The organism is Oleiagrimonas soli (assembly GCF_000761445.1).
Taxonomy (GTDB): Bacteria; Pseudomonadota; Gammaproteobacteria; order Xanthomonadales; family Rhodanobacteraceae; genus Oleiagrimonas; species Oleiagrimonas soli.
Genome location: NZ_KN196470.1, coordinates 484,149 through 502,873, shown reverse-complemented (window position 1 = coordinate 502,873; position 18,725 = coordinate 484,149). Strand labels below are relative to the sequence as shown.

The window sequence follows — 18,725 nt, the reverse complement described above, 5'->3', positions numbered from 1 at the left end:
GCGTCGGTCGGCGCGCGGCATGGGAATGCGGCGCCGGACCGGAAGCGGATCAGCCTTCGATCACCGCCACGATGTCGTCTTCGCGCAGGACCAGCAGTTCCTCGCCCTCGACCTTGACCTCGGTGCCCGAGTACTTGCCGAACAGGACCTTGTCGCCGACCTTGACCGCCATCGGACGGACCTTGCCGTCGTCGAGGATCTTGCCGTCGCCGGCGGCCAGCACTTCGCCGCGGATCGGCTTTTCGGTGGCCGAATCGGGAATGACGATGCCGCCTGCGGAGACCTTCTCCTCTTCCAGGCGCTTGACGATCACGCGGTCGTGCAGCGGACGCAGTTTGCTCATGACGTTTCCACCAAATAGTTGATGTTGAAGAATTTTTCACCACCTTGCTAGCACTCGGTGGTGGTGAGTGCCAATTTTAGCGGCAGCCGACTCCGTTTTGAAGACCGCGCCGCCCTGTCCCGCCAGATGGAGGACCTGCGCGTCGCTTTCAAGGGCTACCGTGAAAAAAGTCCCCTGCACGCGCACGCCGCGGCTGCGTAGACTGGCCTGACGCCCACGCCCATCACCGCCATGACCGACGCCCGCCTGCTGCTGTGCACCTGTCCCGACGAGACCGCCGCAACGCGGATCGCCCGCGCCCTGGTCGGCGAGCGCCTGGCCGCCTGCGTCAGCCGCGTGCCCGGACTCATCTCGACCTACCACTGGGAAGGCGAGGTGCAGGAAGACGCCGAAGTGCTGTTGCTGATCAAGACCACCGCCGCAGCGCTTGCGCCGCTGCAGGCCCGCCTGCTGGAACTGCATCCGTACGAGGTCCCCGAGCTGATCGCGCTGGACATCGCCGACGGCCTGCCAGCCTACCTCGACTGGCTGCGCGGCAGCGTCCGTGTAAGCGATCGGCCGCACGCACGGTCATAATGGTTGTCTCAACACCGCACACGAGCCCGCGCCGCCTGCGCGGACCGGAGTCCCCGATGTCCCGATTGTTCCGCCGCACCGCCCTTCTGCTGCTGACCGGCCTGCTGGCCCTGACCGCGCTGGCGCCGCCGCTGGCCGCGCAGGAAGTCGACGGCCTGCTGCCCGTCGAGCAGGCGTACCAGGTCACCGCCAAGGTGACCACGCCGGGCACGATCCAGCTGCACTGGACCATCGCGCCCGATTACTACCTCTACCGCAGCCGCATCTCGGCCAAGATCGACGACGGCGCGGGCACGCTGGGCACGCTCAAGCTGCCCGACGGGCTGAAGGAACACGACGAATACCTCGGCGACATCGAGATCTACCATCATTCCATCGACGCCACGCTGCCCTACACGCTCAAGGATGCGAGCGCGACCCAGCTGACGCTCACCGTGAAGATGCAGGGCTGCCACGAAGTCGATCCGAAGATCTGCTACCCGCCCTACCCCAAGACGCTGACCGTGGCGCTGCCCGCCGGCGGCGCGAACGCCACCGCGACGACAGGCGCTTCCGGCAGCAGCGATCTGCTGGCCACGATCGGCAAGAACGGCAGCGCCACGCTCGACCAGAGCAGCGGCAATGCCGCCGGCAGCGACGCCCTGCCGGCCGAGCAGGCCTTCCGCTTCGAGGCCATCGCCACCGCGCCCAACACCCTGCTGCTGCGCTGGAGCATGCCCAAGGGTTACTACCTGTACCGCGACAAGACCGAACTGCGCCTGCTCGACGCGGACGGCGCATCGCTGGGCAAGCCGCAGTGGCCGAACGGCGTGGCCTATCACGACAAGTACAGCGGCGACAGCATCGTCTACTTCGACCAGGTCGAGGTGCCGGTGCCGGTGACGCGCGGCAGCGCCGACCAGGTGAAGCTGCAGGCGCAGTTCCAGGGCTGCCTGGAGAACGGCATCTGCTATCCGGTGATGACGCGCACCGTCGACGTCGCGCTGCCGCCGGCCGCCGGTGGCAACGCTGCCGCCACGGACGCCGCTTCCGCCAGCGCGGCACCCGCGAACGACGCCATGTCGCAATCGCTGCTTTTCATCCTGCTGCTGGCGCTGGGCGGCGGCCTGCTGCTGAACCTGATGCCTTGCGTGCTGCCGGTGCTGTCGCTGAAGGCGGTCAGCCTGGTCGAGGGCCGCGAGGGACCGAAGGTGGCGCGCCATCGCGCGCTGGCCTATGCCGCCGGCGTGCTGCTGAGCTTCGCCGTGGTCGGCCTCGCCGTGATCGCGCTGCGCCAAGCCGGCATGGCCTCGGGCTGGGGCTTCCAGCTCCAGCAGCCGGTGTTCGTCGGCACGCTGGTCTACATCCTGCTGGCGATGGGCCTGAGCTATTCGGGCGTGGTGCACTTCGGCGCCGGACTGGCCGGCACCGGGCAGTCGCTGACGATGAAGTCCGGCCTGTCCGGCGACTTCTTCACCGGCGTGCTGGCGGTGGTGGTGGCCAGTCCGTGCACGGCACCGGCGATGGGCGCGGCGCTGGCCTACGCCTTTGCCGCGCCGTGGTACTCGGCCTTGCTGGTGTTCCTGGTGCTCGGCCTGGGCCTGGCGCTACCGTTCCTGCTGATCGGCTACTTCCCGAAGCTGGGCGCCTGGCTGCCCAAGCCGGGCGCGTGGATGGAGACGCTCAAGCAAGTGCTGGCCTTCCCGCTGTACCTGACCGCGGCGTGGCTGGCCTGGGTGCTGGCCAACCAGCGCGGCGCCGATGGCGTCGGCCTGCTGCTGGTCGGCGCGGTGCTGCTGGCGCTGGCATTGTGGTGGGGCGAGCGCAGCCGCCATCGCGGCGTGCCCAGCAAGGTGCTGGCCGGTGCGCTGCTGCTGATCGCGCTGGCACCGCTGGCGTTGATCCACAGCGTGCCGCCGGTGTCGGCCCAAGCGTCCGAAGGCGTGGTCGCCTTCACGCCGGCCAAGCTGGCCGAACTGCGCAAGCAGGGCACGCCGGTGTTCGTCGACATGACCGCCGACTGGTGCATCACCTGCAAGGCCAACGAGCACACGGTGCTCGACACCGACGCTTTCCGCACCCTGCTCAAGCGCACCGGCACCGTCTACATGAAGGGTGACTGGACCAACGAGAACCCGGACATCACCGCGTTCCTCAAGCGCTGGAATTCGCCGGGCGTGCCGGTCTACGTGGTATTCGGCAAGGATGGCAAGGACGGCGTGAAGCTGCCGTCGGTGCTGACCGCCGGCATCGTGCGCAACGCCATCGAAAAGGCGAACCAGTAAGACCATGAAGCGCGGCCGACGCGCCTCGCTGGGCATCGTGCTGCTGGCCGTCGTGGTCGGCTTCGGCCTGTTCGGCGCGTACGTCTACGAATACGGCGTACCGCCGAAACTGCTGGATCGCCTGATGTCCACGCGCATGGGCCAGGGGATCGCGCAGCGGTTGCTGTCGGTCACCGCGCCAGCGCCGCCGCCCGGCGTGAACGTGCACGAGCCCGGCGACGCCTTGCCGGCCTGGACGCTTCCCGACGCCGACGGCCACCCGCAGGCGCTGGCGCAGTGGAAGGGTCGCCCGCTGCTGATCAACTTCTGGGCGACCTGGTGCATCCCATGCCGCAAGGAAATGCCGGCACTGGTCGCCGCACAGCGCGACCGGGCCGGTCATGCGCAGATCGTCGGCATCGCGATGGACGATCCGCAGGCCGTGCGCGCCTTCCTTGCGCAGCACCCGCTGAACTACCCGACCCTGCTTGGCGAAGACGCCAAGCCCGACCCGCGTGCCGTGCTCGGCAATACGCGGCTGGCGCTGCCGTTCAGCGTACTGGTCGACCGCAACGGTCGTATCGCGCGCACGCACCTCGGGCCGCTGAAAGCCGAGCAACTGACGCAGTGGCTGCGCTAGGCGGCTTTCTGCCTGCTGACGCCCCGCACACGACAGGCCACGGACACATCGCCGGGATCGCGCAGCGATCGCGCCGCCAACGACCCGCCATCCGCCCCACAAACTCGCTTACCTGCGCCCCAACCTCATTTCGGCCCACCAAGGCGTCTCGGGTTAGGAATTTGTGACGCGAACGTCAAAGAACGTCGCCGAACTACGCCGAACTGGACAATTTGAATCCGCGCGCGCACACTTGCGCCTTCGGCGATAGCCATCGCGTCCAGTGAATTGCCACGTGGCCAAGATTCTTGCCCTGCACGGCCCCAACCTGAATCTGCTCGGCGTGCGCGAACCCGAGCGCTACGGCACGCGCAGCCTGGCCGAGATCAACGCGGCCCTGGCCGCGCAGGCCGAAGCGGCCGGGCACGAACTGGCCTGGTTCCAGTCCAACGCCGAACACGAATTGATCGCCCGCATCCACCAGGCGCGCGACGAAGGCGTGGACGCCATCGTGATCAACCCGGCCGCGTTCACCCACACCAGCGTGGCCCTGCGCGACGCCCTCGCCGCGGTGCAAATCGATTTCGTCGAAGTGCACCTGTCCAACCTGCATGCGCGCGAGGCGTTCCGCCGCCACTCGTATTTTTCCGACCTGGCCGTCGGCGTGATCGCGGGCTTCGGCCCCGACAGCTACCGGCTGGCGCTGGAGGCCGTGTTCGCACGGCTTGCCGGCTGATCCCTTCGACTTTACTGCTGACAAGGTTCATCCCATGGATCTGCGCAAGATCAAGAAACTGATCGACCTGCTTGAGGAATCCAACCTCTCCGAACTGGAGATCAAGGAAGGCGAGGAAGTCGTCCGCCTGTCGCGCGTGCCCGCCGGCGGCGTGGCCGTGGCCGCCGCACCCGTCGCTCCCGCGCCGGTCGCTCCGGCCGCCGCGCCCACTGCAGCCCAGCCTGCCGCCGCGCCCGCCGAAGCGGCCGCCAGCGACGTGCCGGCCGGTCATCAGGTCAAGGCGCCGATGGTCGGCACCTTCTACGCCGCCTCCACGCCGGGCGCCGACCCGTTCGTCAAGGTCGGCCAGAAGGTCAAGGCCGGCGAGACCCTGGGCATCATCGAAGCCATGAAGATGTTCAACCAGATCGAGGCCGACAACGACGGCACCGTGGTCGCCATCCTGGTCGAGAACGGCCAGCCGGTCGAATTCGACGAACCCATGTTCGTGATCGCCTGAACCGCCGGGAACGCGCCATGCTAGACAAAGTCGTCATCGCCAACCGCGGCGAAATCGCCCTGCGCATCCTGCGCGCCTGTCACACGCTGGGGATCAAGACGGTGGCCGTGCACTCGACCGCCGACCGCAACCTCAAGCACGTGGGCATGGCCGACGAGGCCATCTGCATCGGCCCCGGGCCGAGCGCGCAGAGCTACCTCAACATCCCGGCCCTGATCGCGGCAGCCGAGATCACCGACGCCACCGCCATCCATCCCGGCTACGGCTTCCTGTCCGAGAACGCCGACTTCGCCGAACAGGTGGAGCAGTCCGGCTTCGTCTTCATCGGCCCGCGCGCCGAGACCATCCGCCTGATGGGCGACAAGGTCGAGGCCATCAAGGCCATGAAGGAAGCCGGCGTGCCCTGCGTGCCCGGTTCCGGCGGCCCGCTGGACGAGGACGTCGAACGCAGCCAGCGCATCGCCCGCGAGATCGGCTATCCGGTCATCATCAAGGCCGCCGGCGGCGGCGGCGGTCGCGGCATGCGCGTGGTGCACACCGAGGCGCATCTGGGCAACGCCATCGCCACCACCCGTTCCGAGGCGCGCGTCGCCTTCGGCAACGATCAGGTGTACATGGAGAAGTTCCTGGAAAATCCGCGTCACGTGGAAATCCAGGTACTGGCCGACGGCCAGGGCAACGCCATCCATCTGGCCGAGCGCGACTGCTCCATGCAGCGCCGCCACCAAAAGGTGGTCGAGGAAGCGCCGGCGCCGGGCATCACCCCGGAACTGCGCGCCGAGATCGGCAAGGTCTGCGTGGACGCCTGCAACCGCATCGGCTATCGCGGCGCCGGCACCTTCGAGTTCCTGTTCGAGGACGGCCGCTTCTACTTCATCGAGATGAACACCCGCATCCAGGTCGAGCACCCGGTGACCGAGCTGATCACCGGCGTCGATCTGGTCCGCGAGCAGCTGATGATCGCCAGCGGCCAGAAGCTCTCGATCAAGCAGGAAGACGTCACCATCAACGGTCACGCTATCGAGTGCCGCATCAACGCCGAGGATCCGGACAACTTCATGCCCAGCCCCGGCACCATCAAGCGCTTCGAGGCGCCGGGCGGCCCCGGCGTGCGCGTGGACACGCACATCTACGACGGCTACAAGGTGCCGCCGACCTACGACTCGATGATCGGCAAGCTGATCGTGCACGGTCCGGATCGCGCCACCGCCATCGCGCGCATGCGCATCGCGCTGTCGGAGATGGTCGTGGAAGGCATCAAGACCAACGTGCCGCTGCAGCAGCGCATCATGGACGACGGCGGTTTCCAGACCGGCGGCCAGAACATCCACTACCTGGAAAAGCGCATCGCCGAGCGCAAGGAAAAAGCCATCGGCATGGGCTGAGCGTCGACCGCGGCGTCTGCGCAACGAACCGAACGCCGCCCCGCACACGGGCGGCGTTCCACCTTCCGGCCCTGCGTACTGCAGCGCCCTCTATCTGCGGCCCTCACCATGCCCTGGCTCGAACTTTCCCTGACCCTGCCCGCCGACCGCCAGCCCGACTGCGAGGACGCGCTGGAAGCACTCGGCGCGCTGTCGGTCACCCTGCAGGACGCCGACGCCGAAACCCCGGACGAACGCGCCATCTTCGAGCCCGGCGTGGACCAGACGCCGCTGTGGAACCGCGTGGTGCTGACCGCGCTGTTCGAGGACGACGCCGACCGCAGTCAGCTCGCCGCCGCGCTGCGCGAGGCGCTGCCGGAACTGCAGCCGTCGCAGCTGGACTTCCGCGAGGTCGCCGACCAGGACTGGGAGCGCGCCTGGATGGACCAGTTCAAGCCGATGCGCTTCGGTCGCCGGTTGTGGATCGTGCCGTGGAACGACGAGGCGTTCGACGAACCCGACGCCGTGGTGGTGCGCCTGGACCCCGGTCTGGCCTTCGGCACCGGCACCCATCCGACCACCGCGCTGTGCCTGGAATGGCTGGACGGCCTCGACCTCGACGGCGTCGGCGTGACCGATTACGGCTGCGGCTCCGGCGTGCTCGCCATCGCCGCGCTGAAGCTCGGCGCGGCGCACGCGCTGGGCGTGGACAACGACCCGCAGGCGCTGACCGCGACCCGCGACAACGCCGAGCGCAACGGCGTCGGCGGCCGTCTGGACGTCCATCTTCCCGAGGATGCGCCAGACGCGCCGGCCGACGTGTTCGTCGCCAACATCCTCGCCGGCCCGCTGGGCGAACTGGCCGAGCGTTTCGCCGCGCTGGTCAAGCCCGGCGCGCCGTTCGCCCTGTCCGGCATCCTCGATGGCCAGCAGCACGAATTGCTGGAGCGCTACGCACCGTGGTTCGAGAACCTGCGCACGCAGCAGCGCGAGGACTGGATCCGCATCGACGGCCGCCGTCGCGCCTGATCCGCCGACCGCGCCGCGGCTTGGCATACAATCGCACTCATGTACGCCCAGTGCCCCGAATGCCTGACCGTCTTCTCGTTCGACGCCGAAACCGTCGCGCAGGCGCATGGCACCGTGGCCTGCGGCAAGTGCGGCGCCACCTTCGACTGCCTGCCGACGCTGACCGAGCAGCTGCCCGAGGAAACCTACGAGACGCTGCCGGTGCACCCGTCCAGCCCGGCGCCGCCGGTGCTGATGATGAGCGTGGTGCGCGCCGGCCCCGAGGATGCCGTGCAGGCGCCGCTGTTCGCGCATGCGCCCGACCCCGAGCCGGCCGCCGATACGCCACCCGGCATGCCTTCCTTCGCGCGCCTGCAGCGGCTGCCGCAACGCAGCCATCGCGTCGGACGCTGGATCGCGGTCTGCGGCGCGCTGGCGCTGGCGCTGGCGGTGCAGCTGGTCTGGGCCGAGCGCCGCCCGCTGACCGCGAATCCGAACACGCGTCCCTGGTTGCAGACGGTGTGCGGCTGGCTAGGTTGCACGCTGCCGCCGGTCGCCGACCTGGACAAGCTGGAACTGGTCTCGCGCGACGTGCGTCCGCACCCGTCCGTGCCCGGCGCGCTGATCATCAGCGCCACCGTGCGCAACGACGCCGCGTTCACGCAGCCGTATCCGGTGGTCGCGATCACGCTGTCCGACCTGGACGGCAACCGCATCGCGATGCGTCGTTTCCGTCCCGCGGACTACCTCGACGACCCCGCCGCGCGCGCCGCCGGACTGGCCGCAGGAGCCAGCGCGTCGCTGGTGTTCGAGGTGCGCGATCCGGGCAAGAAAGCCGTCGCCTTCGAGTTCGCCTTCCAGTGACACGCGCCGCGATACGGCGGCTCGAAGACGCATCCGTGCGCTGTCGCGCTACAAAATAAGACGCCCGCCGAGTAGACTGCACGTTCTTGCGCACGCCACCGGCCGGATTGCCGACATGGCCATGCGCATGTCCATGAACCAACGAACAAGAACCGGCGCCTCGCAGCCGCCGCACACGGAGCATCCTGGGGAACATGCACGCCAACGCCGTCCGAATGCCTCGCAACGGAGTCGACGAGACCGCAGTCGGTCGCAGTGCACTCAGTGAATGCGTCAGCCAGACCGTGCGCCGCTACCTGGTGGACATCGGCGACACGCCCTGCGACGACGGCCTGTTCGCCCTGGTCATCCGCGAAGTCGAAGCGCCGCTGCTGCGCGAAGTCATGGACTTCCACGACAACAACCAGAGCCGCGCCGCGGCCGCCCTCGGCATCAACCGCGCCACCCTGCGCAAGAAACTCGCCGCACACGGCCTGCTGTAGGCCGTCGTCCTGCCCGAGCGCCCGCTCGCGCACTGCACGCGCTCACTCCGCAACCTTCTCGATCCTCTGACGACCGCCACCGCCTCGGCGCGGAAAAACCGTGCTCACGCGGGTCGGCCACCCCATCGGATGCACCCATACCTACAGGGCGCACCCGTGACGCACCGCTTGTGGCGATCCGTCACAAGCGGTTCGGCCCGGTGTCCGCAGCGGCTATACTTCCGCTTTTCCGCACCAAGGCCCGACCATGTTCGATGCAACCCTGACCCCGGTCCGACGCGCGCTGCTGAGCGTCTCGAACAAGCAAGGCCTGGCCGACCTGGCCAGCGGCCTGGACAAGCTGGGCGTCGAACTGATCTCCACCGGCGGCAGCGCGCGCGCCCTGCGCGAAGCGCATCTGCCGGTGCGCGGCGTCAGCGAGATCACCGGTTTTCCGGAGATCATGGACGGTCGCGTCAAGACGCTGCACCCGAAGATCCACGGCGGTCTGCTGGGCCGTCGCCGCACCGACGATGCGGTGATGAGCGAGCACGGCATCGAGCCGATCGACCTGCTGGTGGTGAACCTGTACCCGTTCGCGCAGACCGTGGCGCGCCCGGACTGCACGCTGGACGAGGCCATCGAGAACATCGACATCGGCGGCCCGGCGATGCTGCGCGCGGCGGCCAAGAACCATGACCGCGTGCTGGTGGTGGTCGACCCGGCCGACTACGCCGAGGTCATCCAGACCCTGCACGAGCACGGCGGCACCAGCATCGCCCTGCGTCGCCGCCTGGCGGCCAAGGCCTTCGCTCACGCCGCGCAATACGACGGCATGATCGCCGACTGGCTCGGTTCGCACGCCGGCGAAGACGAGGAAGGCCCGTTCGCGCCGACCCTGCATCTGGCGCTGCAGCGCAAGGCCACGCTGCGCTACGGCGAGAACCCGCACCAGGGCGGCGCGCTGTACGTCGAACACGATGCGCCGACGCAGGGCATCGTCGCCAACGCGCAGATCCTGGCGGGCAAGGAGCTGTCCTACAACAACATCGCCGACGCCGACGCGGCGCTGGAATGCGTGAAGGCGTTCCAGAACGTGCCGGCCTGCGTCATCGTCAAGCACGCCAACCCGTGCGGCGTGGCGCTGGGCGCGAACATCGCCGAAGCCTACGACCGCGCGCACGCCTGCGACGCGACCTCGGCCTTCGGCGGCATCATCGCCTTCAACCAGCCGCTGGACGCCGACACCGCGCGCATGATCGTCGAGCGCCAGTTCGTCGAAGTGGTGCTGGCGCCGCACATCCCGGCCGACACCCTGGCCGTGTTCGCCGACAAGCCCAACGTGCGCGTGCTGGACACCGGTGCGTGGCCGGAGCAGCCGGACGCCACGCTGGACTACAAGCGCGTCGCCGGCGGCCTGCTGGTGCAGGACAGCGACCGCGACACCCTGCTGGCCGACGACCTGAAGGTGGTCAGCCAGCGCGTGCCCGACGCCGAGGAACTGCGCGACCTGCTGTTCGCCTGGCACGTGGCGATGTACGTGAAGTCGAACGCCATCGTCTACGCCCGCCAGGGCCAGACCATCGGCATCGGCGCCGGTCAGATGAGCCGCGTGATCTCGGCGCGCATCGCCGCCATCAAGGCCGCCGACGCCGGCCTCGACGTGCCCGGCAGCGTGATGGCCTCCGACGCCTTCTTCCCGTTCCGCGACGGCATCGACGCCGCCGCCGAGGCGGGCATCCGCGCGGTGATCCAGCCGGGCGGTTCGCGTCGCGACGAGGAAGTCATCGCCGCCGCCGACGAACACGGCATGGCGATGGTGTTCACCGGCATGCGCCACTTCCGCCACTGACCACGCAAAAGCGCCCGCACAAGCCGGGCGCTTCTCGATATCCGATGACCGCCCCGGTTGCGCGCTTGCGCTCCGGGGCGTTTTCGTGGGCCTACTTGCCGTCGCCGTCCTTCTTCTTCGGCGGGCCGCCCCACTGGTAGATCGTGTAGTAGACCGGCTTCACCGGCGGCTGCCCGGCCTGGCGCTGCAGCACGCCGTCGCTGTCGGCCATGTAGGTCTGCGGCACGCCGTGCGCGGGAATCACGTGGACCATGTAGAGCTTGCCGTTGATGCGGTATTCCTCGACCCGGTCCTTGCCGACGGTACGCACGTCGACGGTCGGCGGCGGATCGTCGCGCAGATCGCGCTGCGCGCCGTCGCTGCCGACGGCTGGCAGTTCCGGCAGACCGCGCAGGCCGCCCTTCGAGGACGACGGCGCGGTCGCGGTGGACGCAGGCGCGGCCTGCGGGCCGGGATCGTTGATGCCGGGCGGCGGCGGCACGGGAGCGCGCTGACTGGCGTTCTGCGCCTGGACGGAAGCGCCGGCCAGCAAGGCCGCGGCGCCGAGTACGAGAAGCGTGGAATGACGTGACATGGCGCACCTCCTGATGACGACCACAGGATACCAGCGCCGCGTACGCGCGAACGTGAACGCGCCATGCGAGAATCGTCGCATGGCTTCCATGATTCTCATCGACGGGTCCTCGTACCTGTACCGCGCGTTCCACGCGCTTCCGCCGCTGACCAACGCCGAGGGCGAACCCACCGGCGCGCTGTTCGGCGTGGTCAACATGCTGCGCGCCACGCTCAAGGCCGGCGCCGACTACGTCGCCTTCGTGCAGGACGCGTCCGGCCCGACCTTCCGCGACAAGATGTACGACCAGTACAAGGCCAACCGTCCGCCGATGCCGGACGAGCTGCGCAGCCAGATCGAGCCGATGCTGGCGATCGTCGAGGCGCAGGGCTTCCCGATCCTGCGCGTGCCCGGCGTCGAGGCCGACGACGTCATCGGCACCCTGGCGCGGCAGGCCGCGGCCCAGGGCATCGAGGTGATCATCTCCACCGGCGACAAGGACTTCGCGCAGCTGGTCGACCCGCACGTGACCCTGGTCAACACCATGACCAACACGCGCACCGACGAAGCCGGCGTGATGGACAAGTTCGGCGTGCCGCCCGAGCGCATCGTCGACTTCCTGGCGCTGACCGGCGACAAGGTCGACAACGTGCCCGGCGTGGACAAATGCGGCCCCAAGACCGCGGCCAAGTGGCTGGAAAAATACGGCTCACTGGAACAGTTGATGCAGCAGGCCGACGACGTCGGCGGCAAGATCGGCGAGAACCTGCGCGCCGCGCTGGACTACCTGCCGCTGTCGCGCGATCTGGTCACCATCAAGACCGACGTCGAACTGGAGGTCGGCCCGACCGACCTGGCGCTGCGCGAAGCCGACGTCGAGCGCCTGCGCGAGCTGTACACGCGCTACGACTTCCGCGCCGCGCTGAAGGACCTGGACGGCGACGACGCCACGGCCGAACCGCCGCCCGCCGCCGCGCAGGCGCCGGCGACGCAGACTCTGCGCAACGCCGCCGCCGAAACACCTGCGGACGATGCGGCCAAGCCCGGCGAATACGAGCTGGTCACCACCGAGGCGCAGCTCAAGGCCTGGGTCGAGCGCATCGAGCGCGCCGACCTGATCGCCTTCGACACCGAGACCACCTCGCTCGACGCGCTGCGCGCCGAGATCGTCGGCGTCTCGCTGGCGGTCGAGCCGGGCAAGGCTGCCTACATCCCGGTCGCGCACGACTACCCCGGCGCGCCGAAGCAGCTGGATCGCGCCACCGTGCTCGCGGCGCTGAAGCCGACCCTGGAAGACCCGAAGCGGCCCAAGGTCGCCCAGCACGGCAAGTACGACATCAACGTGCTGTCCAGTCACCTGCTCGGCGAACACAAGGTCGAGGTGCGCGGGCTGGCCCACGACACCATGCTCGAATCCTACGTGTGGAACGCCACCGGCACGCGCCACGACATGGACTCGCTGGCCTCGCGCTACCTCGGCTACACCACCACCAAGTACAGCGAGGTCGCCGGCAAGGGCGCCAAGCAGATCGGCTTCTCCGAGGTCGACCTGGACACCGCCTGCCATTACGCCGCCGAGGACGCCGACATCACCCTGCGCCTGCACCGCGCGCTGTGGCCGAAGCTGCAATCCGAGCCCGGACTGCAGGCCGTCTACACCGACATCGAGATGCCGCTGGTGCCGGTGCTGGCGCGCATGGAGAAACGCGGCGTGCTGATCGACGTCGACAATCTCAAGCACCAGAGCCAGGCGCTGGGCAAGCGCATGCACGAGATCCAGCAGCAGGCCTACGAGCACGCCGGCCGCGAGTTCAATCTCGACTCGCCCAAGCAGCTGCAGGCGATCCTGTTCGACGAACTCGGCCTGCCGGTGAAGGTGAAGACGCCCAAGGGCGCGCCCTCCACCAACGAGGAAGCGCTCGACGCCATCGCCGAGGACCACCCGCTGCCGCGCCTGATCCTGGATTACCGCGGCCTGGCCAAGCTGCGCTCGACCTACACCGACAAGCTGCCGGAGATGGTCAATCCGGACACCGGCCGCGTGCATACCAGCTACCACCAGGCCGTGGCGGCGACCGGGCGGCTGTCCTCGTCCGATCCCAACCTGCAGAACATTCCGGTGCGCACCGAGGAAGGCCGACGCATCCGCCAGGCCTTCGTCGCACCGAAAGGCTGGGTGGTGATGGCTGCCGACTACTCGCAGATCGAGCTGCGCATCATGGCGCATCTGTCCGGCGACGAGGGCCTGCTGAAGGCCTTCCGCGAGAATGCCGACATCCATCGCGCCACCGCCGCCGAAGTGTTCGGCGTGAAGCCGGAAGACGTCGATTCCAACCAGCGCCGCGCCGCCAAGGCCATCAACTTCGGCCTGATGTACGGCATGAGCGCGTTCGGCCTGGCGCGCAACCTCGGTATCGACCGCGGCGAGGCGGCCGACTACATCGCTCGCTACTTCGCCCGCTATCCCGGCGTGCGCGAGTTCATGGACCGCACCCGCGAGAAGGCGCACGAGACCGGCTTCGTCGAGACGCTGTTCGGCCGCCGCCTGTATCTGGAAAACCTCAAGGCCCGCAACCAGGCGCTGCGCGCCGGCGCCGAGCGCGCCGCCATCAACGCGCCGATGCAGGGCACCGCCGCCGACATCATCAAGCGCGCCATGCTCACGGTCGACGCCTGGCTGATCGACCGCGACGACGCCAGCATGCTGATGCAGGTGCACGATGAACTGGTGTTCGAGGTGCGCGAGGACGCCGTCGAGACGATCCGCGAAGGCGTCACCGAACGCATGCAGGGCGCCGCCGAGCTGGCCGTGCCGCTGATCGTCGAGGTCGGCGTCGGCGCCAACTGGGACGAGGCGCACTGAAGCCTGAAGCCTGAAGCCTGGATTCGGGATTCGGGATTCGGGATTCGGGAAAGCACGACCTGGGCCGTCATCCCGGCGAAAGCCGGACAAGCGCGAAGCGCGCAGAACGACCGAAGGTCGGCCCCGGCGGGGCGAGCGCAGCGAATCACCCAGCGTCTGCGCGGCCCGCCAGACACACGGAACAAACCGGCCCCCGAACGACCGCGAACTACCGTCCCATGGGCCGAAAGTCATACCCGAAATCAATCCCAAGCCATTGATTTAAAATAGGATGAACCGCTCCTGAATTTTTTTCCGAAATCGTGCAACTTTCCCTCGCCGACCGCATCTAATCCTTTGAGCGCACGCAATGGCGCTCGCCTCACTCACCTCCCTGAGTGAACCCCCGAGATAACGGGTCCTCCCCATGACCCTTATCCCCGCCCCGGGAGTCCCCCCCTGACTCCCGGGGCATTTTGTTTGCGTCGCCCGAACCTGAACGAAACCGGCGCGTGGCGCGCCCACGCGCCAGCGGCGTTGCTATGATCGAGCCTTCACAGACATGGAGCATCGAGCATGCGTATCGCGTTGATGGTGATCGGCATCATCCTTCTCATCGCCGGCATCTGGGTCGTCGCCGGGCACGGTTCCTACACCGCCACCGAGACCGTGGTCAGCGTCGGCGACCATGCTCTCAAGGCCACTCACGACAAGAGCATTCCGCAGTGGGCGGGCATCGCCGGCATCGTGGTCGGCGCCTTGCTGACGCTGGGCGGTCTGCTGCGCAAGCGCTGAGCCGCGGCGTACGTCGATTCGCGAAAAGCCCGCCGCGATCCGGCGGGCTTTTTCGTACCCGCAACGCAGCGTCCGCGCGCGCTGCCGCTACAATGGACGGATGGATGTATCGCACCTGCTCGATTCCCTCAATGCCGCCCAGCGCGAGGCGGTCAGCGCCCCGCCCGGCCACTACCTGGTGCTGGCCGGCGCCGGGTCCGGCAAGACCCGCGTCCTGACCCACCGCATCGCCTGGCTGGCCGAGGTCGAACGCGCCTCGCCGTTCTCGATTCTCGCCGTCACCTTCACCAACAAGGCTTCCGGCGAGATGCGCGCGCGCCTGGATACGCTGATGCCGCACGGCACGCGCGGCCTGACCGTGGGCACCTTCCACGGCATCGCGCATCGCCTGCTGCGCCGGCACTGGCAGGACGCCGGCCTGCCGGAAGGCTTCCAGATTCTCGACGCCGACGACCAGCAGCGGCTGGTCAAGCGCGTGGTCGCCGGTCTCGGCCTGGACGAAGCGCGCTTCCCGCCGCGCCAGGCCGCGTGGCAGATCGCGCACTGGAAGGACGATGGCAAGCGTCCGGACAACATCGAGCACCGCGACCATCCCGCCACGCGCACCCTGGTGGAGATCTACACCGCCTACGAGGACGCCTGCCGCCGCGCCGGCCTGGTCGATTTCGGCGAACTGCTGCTGCGCGCGCACGAGCTGTGGCTCAACAAGCCCGAAGTGCTGAACCACTACCGCGAACGCTGGCGCTACCTGCTGGTGGACGAATTCCAGGACACCAACGCGCTGCAGTACGCGTGGATTCGCGTGCTGGCCGGCAGCACCGGGCAAGTGTTCGCAGTCGGCGACGACGACCAGTCGATCTACGGCTGGCGCGGCGCGCGTGTGGAGAACATGCAGCAGTTTTTGAAAGACTTCCCCGGCGCCAAGACCATCCGCCTGGAACAGAACTACCGCTCGTCGGCCAACATCCTCAAGGCCGCCAACGCCATCATCGCGCGCAACGGCGACCGCCTCGGCAAGAACCTGTGGACCGAGGACGGCGACGGCGAGCGCATCGCGCTGTACGCGGCCTACAACGAACAGGACGAGGCGCGCTTCGTCATCGAGCGCATCGCCGAGCACATCGACCAGGGCGGCAGCGCGGTCGACTGCGCGATCCTGTATCGCTCGAATGCGCAGTCGCGCAACTTCGAGGAGCAACTGATCCAGCGCGACCTGCCCTACCGCGTGTACGGCGGCCAGCGCTTCTTCGAGCGCGCCGAGATCAAGAATGCCCTGGCCTATCTGCGCCTGACCGCCAACCGCCACGACGACGCGTCCTTCGAGCGCGCGGTCAACACGCCGCCGCGCGGCATCGGTCAGCGCACGATCGACATCCTGCGCCGCCGCGCCCGCGCCGAACGCATCTCCATGTGGGACGCCTCGCTGGCCGAACTGACCGGCAGCGAACTGGCCGCGCGCGCCAAGAACGCGGTCAAGGGCTTCCTCGAACTCATTGACGGCATGGCGCGCAGTTTCGCCGGCGCCAGCGGCGACGACGGACTGACGCTGTCCGAACAGGTCGAGCACGCCATCGTGCACAGCGGCTTGCGCGAATACCACGAACGCGACGACGGCCGCGGCAGCGCCGAATCGCGCAGCGAGAATCTGGACGAACTGATCAACGTCGCCAGCCGCTACCAGCCCACACCGGAAGACGAGGAATCGGGTCTGTCCGAACTGGCCTCGTTCCTCGCCCATGCCACCCTCGAAGCCGGCGAAGGCCAGGGCGGCAGCGGCGACGACTGCGTGCAGCTGATGACGCTGCATTCGGCCAAGGGCCTGGAATTTCCGGTGGTGTTCCTGGTCGGCATGGAAGACGGGCTGTTCCCCAGCCAGCGCTCGGTCGAGCAGGAAGACCGTCTCGAAGAAGAACGCCGCCTGGCCTACGTCGGCATCACCCGCGCGCGCGAGAAACTGATGCTGTGCTACGCCGAATCGCGCCGCATGCACGGCACCGAAATGCTGGCGCGCCCTTCGCGCTTCCTGGCCGAACTGCCCAGCGAACTGCTCGACGAGGTGCGCCCGCGCGTGCAGGTCAGTCGAGGCGTGTCACGCAGCCGCTTCACCGCCGCCCCGGTCGACGACGACCTGCCGATCAAGCTGGGCCAGGCCGTGCGCCACCCCAGTTTCGGCGACGGCGTGGTGGTCAGCGCCGAAGGCGGCGGCGCGCACATGCGCGTGCAGGTGAATTTCGACGATGCGGGCAGCAAGTGGTTGGTGCTGGCCTACGCCAATCTCACGCCGATCACATAATCCAAACTATAAAGAAAAGCACTCAGAATCCGGAGCCATGAGCCCGTAAACTTACCGTGCAAACCAATTAGTCGGCATATCCAGAAGATACCGCAATCTTTTCGAGTTCCAACTTTGCTGCATCAAACATCTGCCTCGCACCGGCATCACATGGATGAGTCTTAAGGTACTCCTCATAAAAACGCACCTCTAACTCCCGCACAGCAACGTAAATATCAGTCATTGTGTTGCGGGTTGCCAATGCATGCATCTCCCAATTACGATTAACAAATGGATTGGAATAATAAGGCACAGCATCGTAAGGCGCTAGGTCAAAATTCAACTCTTCAATATGCCCACGTATCTCTGCGTTGAGCGCCGCATCTGAATCCGCCAAATACTCGTGAATCTCATCTATACGAGCAAGCTTTTTCTTTAACTGCTCAAACACGCCAAAAGGCTCAGGCGCGATAGGCACAGAAATTGAAAATTCAGAGACTACATGCGCATCACGGTTGCTTTGCTCTAGTGCCGACCAATATTCATCCATCTCAGCCTGCAATCGGTAGAGAAAAGCCTCATTCACCTTGAAAGGACTCTCAGCAAAATGAGCTTCATGCTCTAACTTAATCTTACGCAGCGCCGCCACATCAAAACGAACAATGTCGTCTGTCTCTTTATGATGCCGGTGACAGAGTAAAAGCAAATTTGAAGCCGACCTACGACCCTCATCCGTAGAGCCCTGATTAAACCTTGGACCACCCAGCATTGCTGCCTCGATGTGACACACTTCCCCAACAAATTCGTTTTGCTCGTTTACAAGTTCGTGAATACACCCAGGGTAGGCGCACTGATTTCCCGAGCGCGCAAAAAGAGCTTTTAGTGTTTTTAATTTGAGTGCCAATCGCCCCATAGATAGAAACACCTCAGTCAGTCACGACTTAGTGCCCGCTCAGACCGAAGTTTTGTCGTCCGGCAACTGCGGCACGCCATGCGCGTTGCGCAACTCAGGATCGACCGTCAACGCGACCTGGCGCACGGCGTTAGTGCCGGGCAGCGCCTCGGTGGCCTCGCCGCGGGTCATGTGCAGGGCGTTGCGGTAGCACTGCTGGGCCAGCAGCGGGTTGCCCTGCCCGGCGTAGGTTTCGCCGAGGATTTCCCAGGCTTCGGCGGACGGTTCCAGCGCCAGCGCCTGCGACAGGTACTGGCGCGCTTTGCCCCACAACTGGATGCGCACGCACATGCGGCCCAGCGCGGTGAGCAGGGTGGCGTCGCCCGGATGCGCGTCGAGCCAGCCTTCGGCGCGACGCAGCCGGCCTTCCACGTCCTGACCCTGCAACTGACCGTAGGCCGCGACCAGCGCGGGCGACCACTGTCGGCGCAACGCCGATTCGATTTCGTCCATCGCCGGCAGCGGTCGGCCGAAGCGCGACACGTGCGTAGCGTAGACCGCGATCAGCTCCGGCTGCCGCCGCTGCACGCGCGGCAAATCGGCCCACAGGGCGTGCAGCGCGTCGACGCTCGGCGCGCGTTGCAGAGCCGCGCTCAGCACGCGCAGCTGCAGGGCAGCATAGGCGCCGGCGTCCAGCGCACCGCTCTTGCGCAGCGGCTCCAGCGCGCTGCGGGCGCGGTCGATGTCGCCGCGCAGCAGGGCCGCCTCGGCCAGTTCCAGCCAGCCGCCCGGCGGCAGTCGGCCCG

16 protein-coding genes and 1 pseudogene are annotated in these 18,725 nt (G+C 67.5%); 13 read left to right on the top strand and 4 right to left on the bottom strand.

The features are described from left to right. Positions 1-49: 49 nt before the first annotated feature. The gene (gene groES / locus LF63_RS02145) at positions 50-343 is read right to left on the bottom strand and encodes a co-chaperone GroES (RefSeq protein WP_043099310.1); all 294 of its coding nucleotides are present in this window, start codon (positions 341-343) and stop codon (positions 50-52) included. A gap of 231 nt (positions 344-574) precedes the next feature. Between groES and cutA the strand changes: the two genes are divergently transcribed. The 10 genes from cutA (at position 575) to purH (ending at position 10,565) form a co-directional block, all read left to right on the top strand. Beyond that, positions 575-919 (top strand): divalent-cation tolerance protein CutA, encoded by a 345-nt coding sequence (gene cutA, locus LF63_RS02140; protein WP_043099309.1) that lies wholly within the window; start codon positions 575-577, stop codon positions 917-919. Between the two features lie 56 nt (positions 920-975). Further along, positions 976-3,183, top strand: a complete 2,208-nt coding sequence (locus LF63_RS02135) for a protein-disulfide reductase DsbD family protein (RefSeq protein ID WP_043099308.1) — start codon at positions 976-978, stop codon at positions 3,181-3,183. Positions 3,184-3,187: 4 nt separating this feature from the next. After that, positions 3,188-3,802, top strand: a complete 615-nt coding sequence (locus LF63_RS02130) for a TlpA family protein disulfide reductase (RefSeq protein WP_052394576.1) — start codon at positions 3,188-3,190, stop codon at positions 3,800-3,802. A 274-nt stretch (positions 3,803-4,076) separates the two neighbouring features. Continuing rightward, positions 4,077-4,517: a type II 3-dehydroquinate dehydratase gene (gene aroQ / locus LF63_RS02125; protein ID WP_043099307.1), complete on the top strand. Its 441-nt coding sequence runs from the start codon at positions 4,077-4,079 to the stop codon at positions 4,515-4,517. A 34-nt stretch (positions 4,518-4,551) separates the two neighbouring features. Further along, entirely contained in the window at positions 4,552-5,016 is a 465-nt protein-coding gene (gene accB / locus LF63_RS02120; protein ID WP_043099306.1) for an acetyl-CoA carboxylase biotin carboxyl carrier protein, read from the top strand. A 17-nt stretch (positions 5,017-5,033) separates the two neighbouring features. Continuing rightward, positions 5,034-6,401: an acetyl-CoA carboxylase biotin carboxylase subunit gene (gene accC, locus LF63_RS02115; protein WP_043099305.1), complete on the top strand. Its 1,368-nt coding sequence runs from the start codon at positions 5,034-5,036 to the stop codon at positions 6,399-6,401. A 108-nt stretch (positions 6,402-6,509) separates the two neighbouring features. Beyond that, positions 6,510-7,409: a 50S ribosomal protein L11 methyltransferase gene (prmA, locus tag LF63_RS02110; protein WP_043099304.1), complete on the top strand. Its 900-nt coding sequence runs from the start codon at positions 6,510-6,512 to the stop codon at positions 7,407-7,409. A gap of 39 nt (positions 7,410-7,448) precedes the next feature. Further along, the gene (locus LF63_RS02105) at positions 7,449-8,252 is read left to right on the top strand and encodes a zinc-ribbon and DUF3426 domain-containing protein (RefSeq protein WP_043099303.1); all 804 of its coding nucleotides are present in this window, start codon (positions 7,449-7,451) and stop codon (positions 8,250-8,252) included. A gap of 215 nt (positions 8,253-8,467) precedes the next feature. Beyond that, a complete protein-coding gene (locus LF63_RS02100; RefSeq protein WP_043102936.1) occupies positions 8,468-8,734 on the top strand; it encodes a helix-turn-helix domain-containing protein in 267 nt (88 codons plus the stop codon). A gap of 247 nt (positions 8,735-8,981) precedes the next feature. After that, on the top strand, positions 8,982-10,565 hold the full coding sequence (gene purH, locus LF63_RS02095; protein ID WP_043099301.1) for a bifunctional phosphoribosylaminoimidazolecarboxamide formyltransferase/IMP cyclohydrolase: 1,584 nt from the start codon (positions 8,982-8,984) through the stop codon (positions 10,563-10,565). 91 nt (positions 10,566-10,656) lie between these two features. Here the strand turns inward: purH and LF63_RS16080 are convergent, their stop codons facing one another. Beyond that, positions 10,657-11,139, bottom strand: coding sequence for a DUF2782 domain-containing protein (locus LF63_RS16080; protein WP_043099299.1), 483 nt, complete (start codon positions 11,137-11,139; stop codon positions 10,657-10,659). A 79-nt stretch (positions 11,140-11,218) separates the two neighbouring features. On the opposite strand from LF63_RS16080, the gene polA reads away from it, so the two are divergent. From polA to uvrD, 3 genes are all read left to right on the top strand, one after another. Next, complete coding sequence (polA, locus tag LF63_RS02085) at positions 11,219-13,981, top strand: DNA polymerase I (protein ID WP_043102934.1); 2,763 nt, start codon at positions 11,219-11,221, stop codon at positions 13,979-13,981. A 555-nt stretch (positions 13,982-14,536) separates the two neighbouring features. After that, the gene (locus LF63_RS02080; RefSeq protein WP_043099297.1) at positions 14,537-14,755 is read left to right on the top strand and encodes a hypothetical protein; all 219 of its coding nucleotides are present in this window, start codon (positions 14,537-14,539) and stop codon (positions 14,753-14,755) included. A gap of 100 nt (positions 14,756-14,855) precedes the next feature. After that, positions 14,856-17,048, top strand: a complete 2,193-nt coding sequence (uvrD, locus tag LF63_RS02075) for a DNA helicase II (protein WP_043099296.1) — start codon at positions 14,856-14,858, stop codon at positions 17,046-17,048. A gap of 67 nt (positions 17,049-17,115) precedes the next feature. Here the strand turns inward: uvrD and LF63_RS15705 are convergent, their stop codons facing one another. Both LF63_RS15705 and LF63_RS16205 read right to left on the bottom strand, forming a co-directional pair. Beyond that, positions 17,116-17,940 (bottom strand): hypothetical protein, encoded by an 825-nt coding sequence (locus LF63_RS15705; RefSeq protein ID WP_152569222.1) that lies wholly within the window; start codon positions 17,938-17,940, stop codon positions 17,116-17,118. A gap of 39 nt (positions 17,941-17,979) precedes the next feature. Further along, positions 17,980-18,725: pseudogene (locus LF63_RS16205) on the bottom strand (heme biosynthesis protein HemY); the annotation flags it as partial.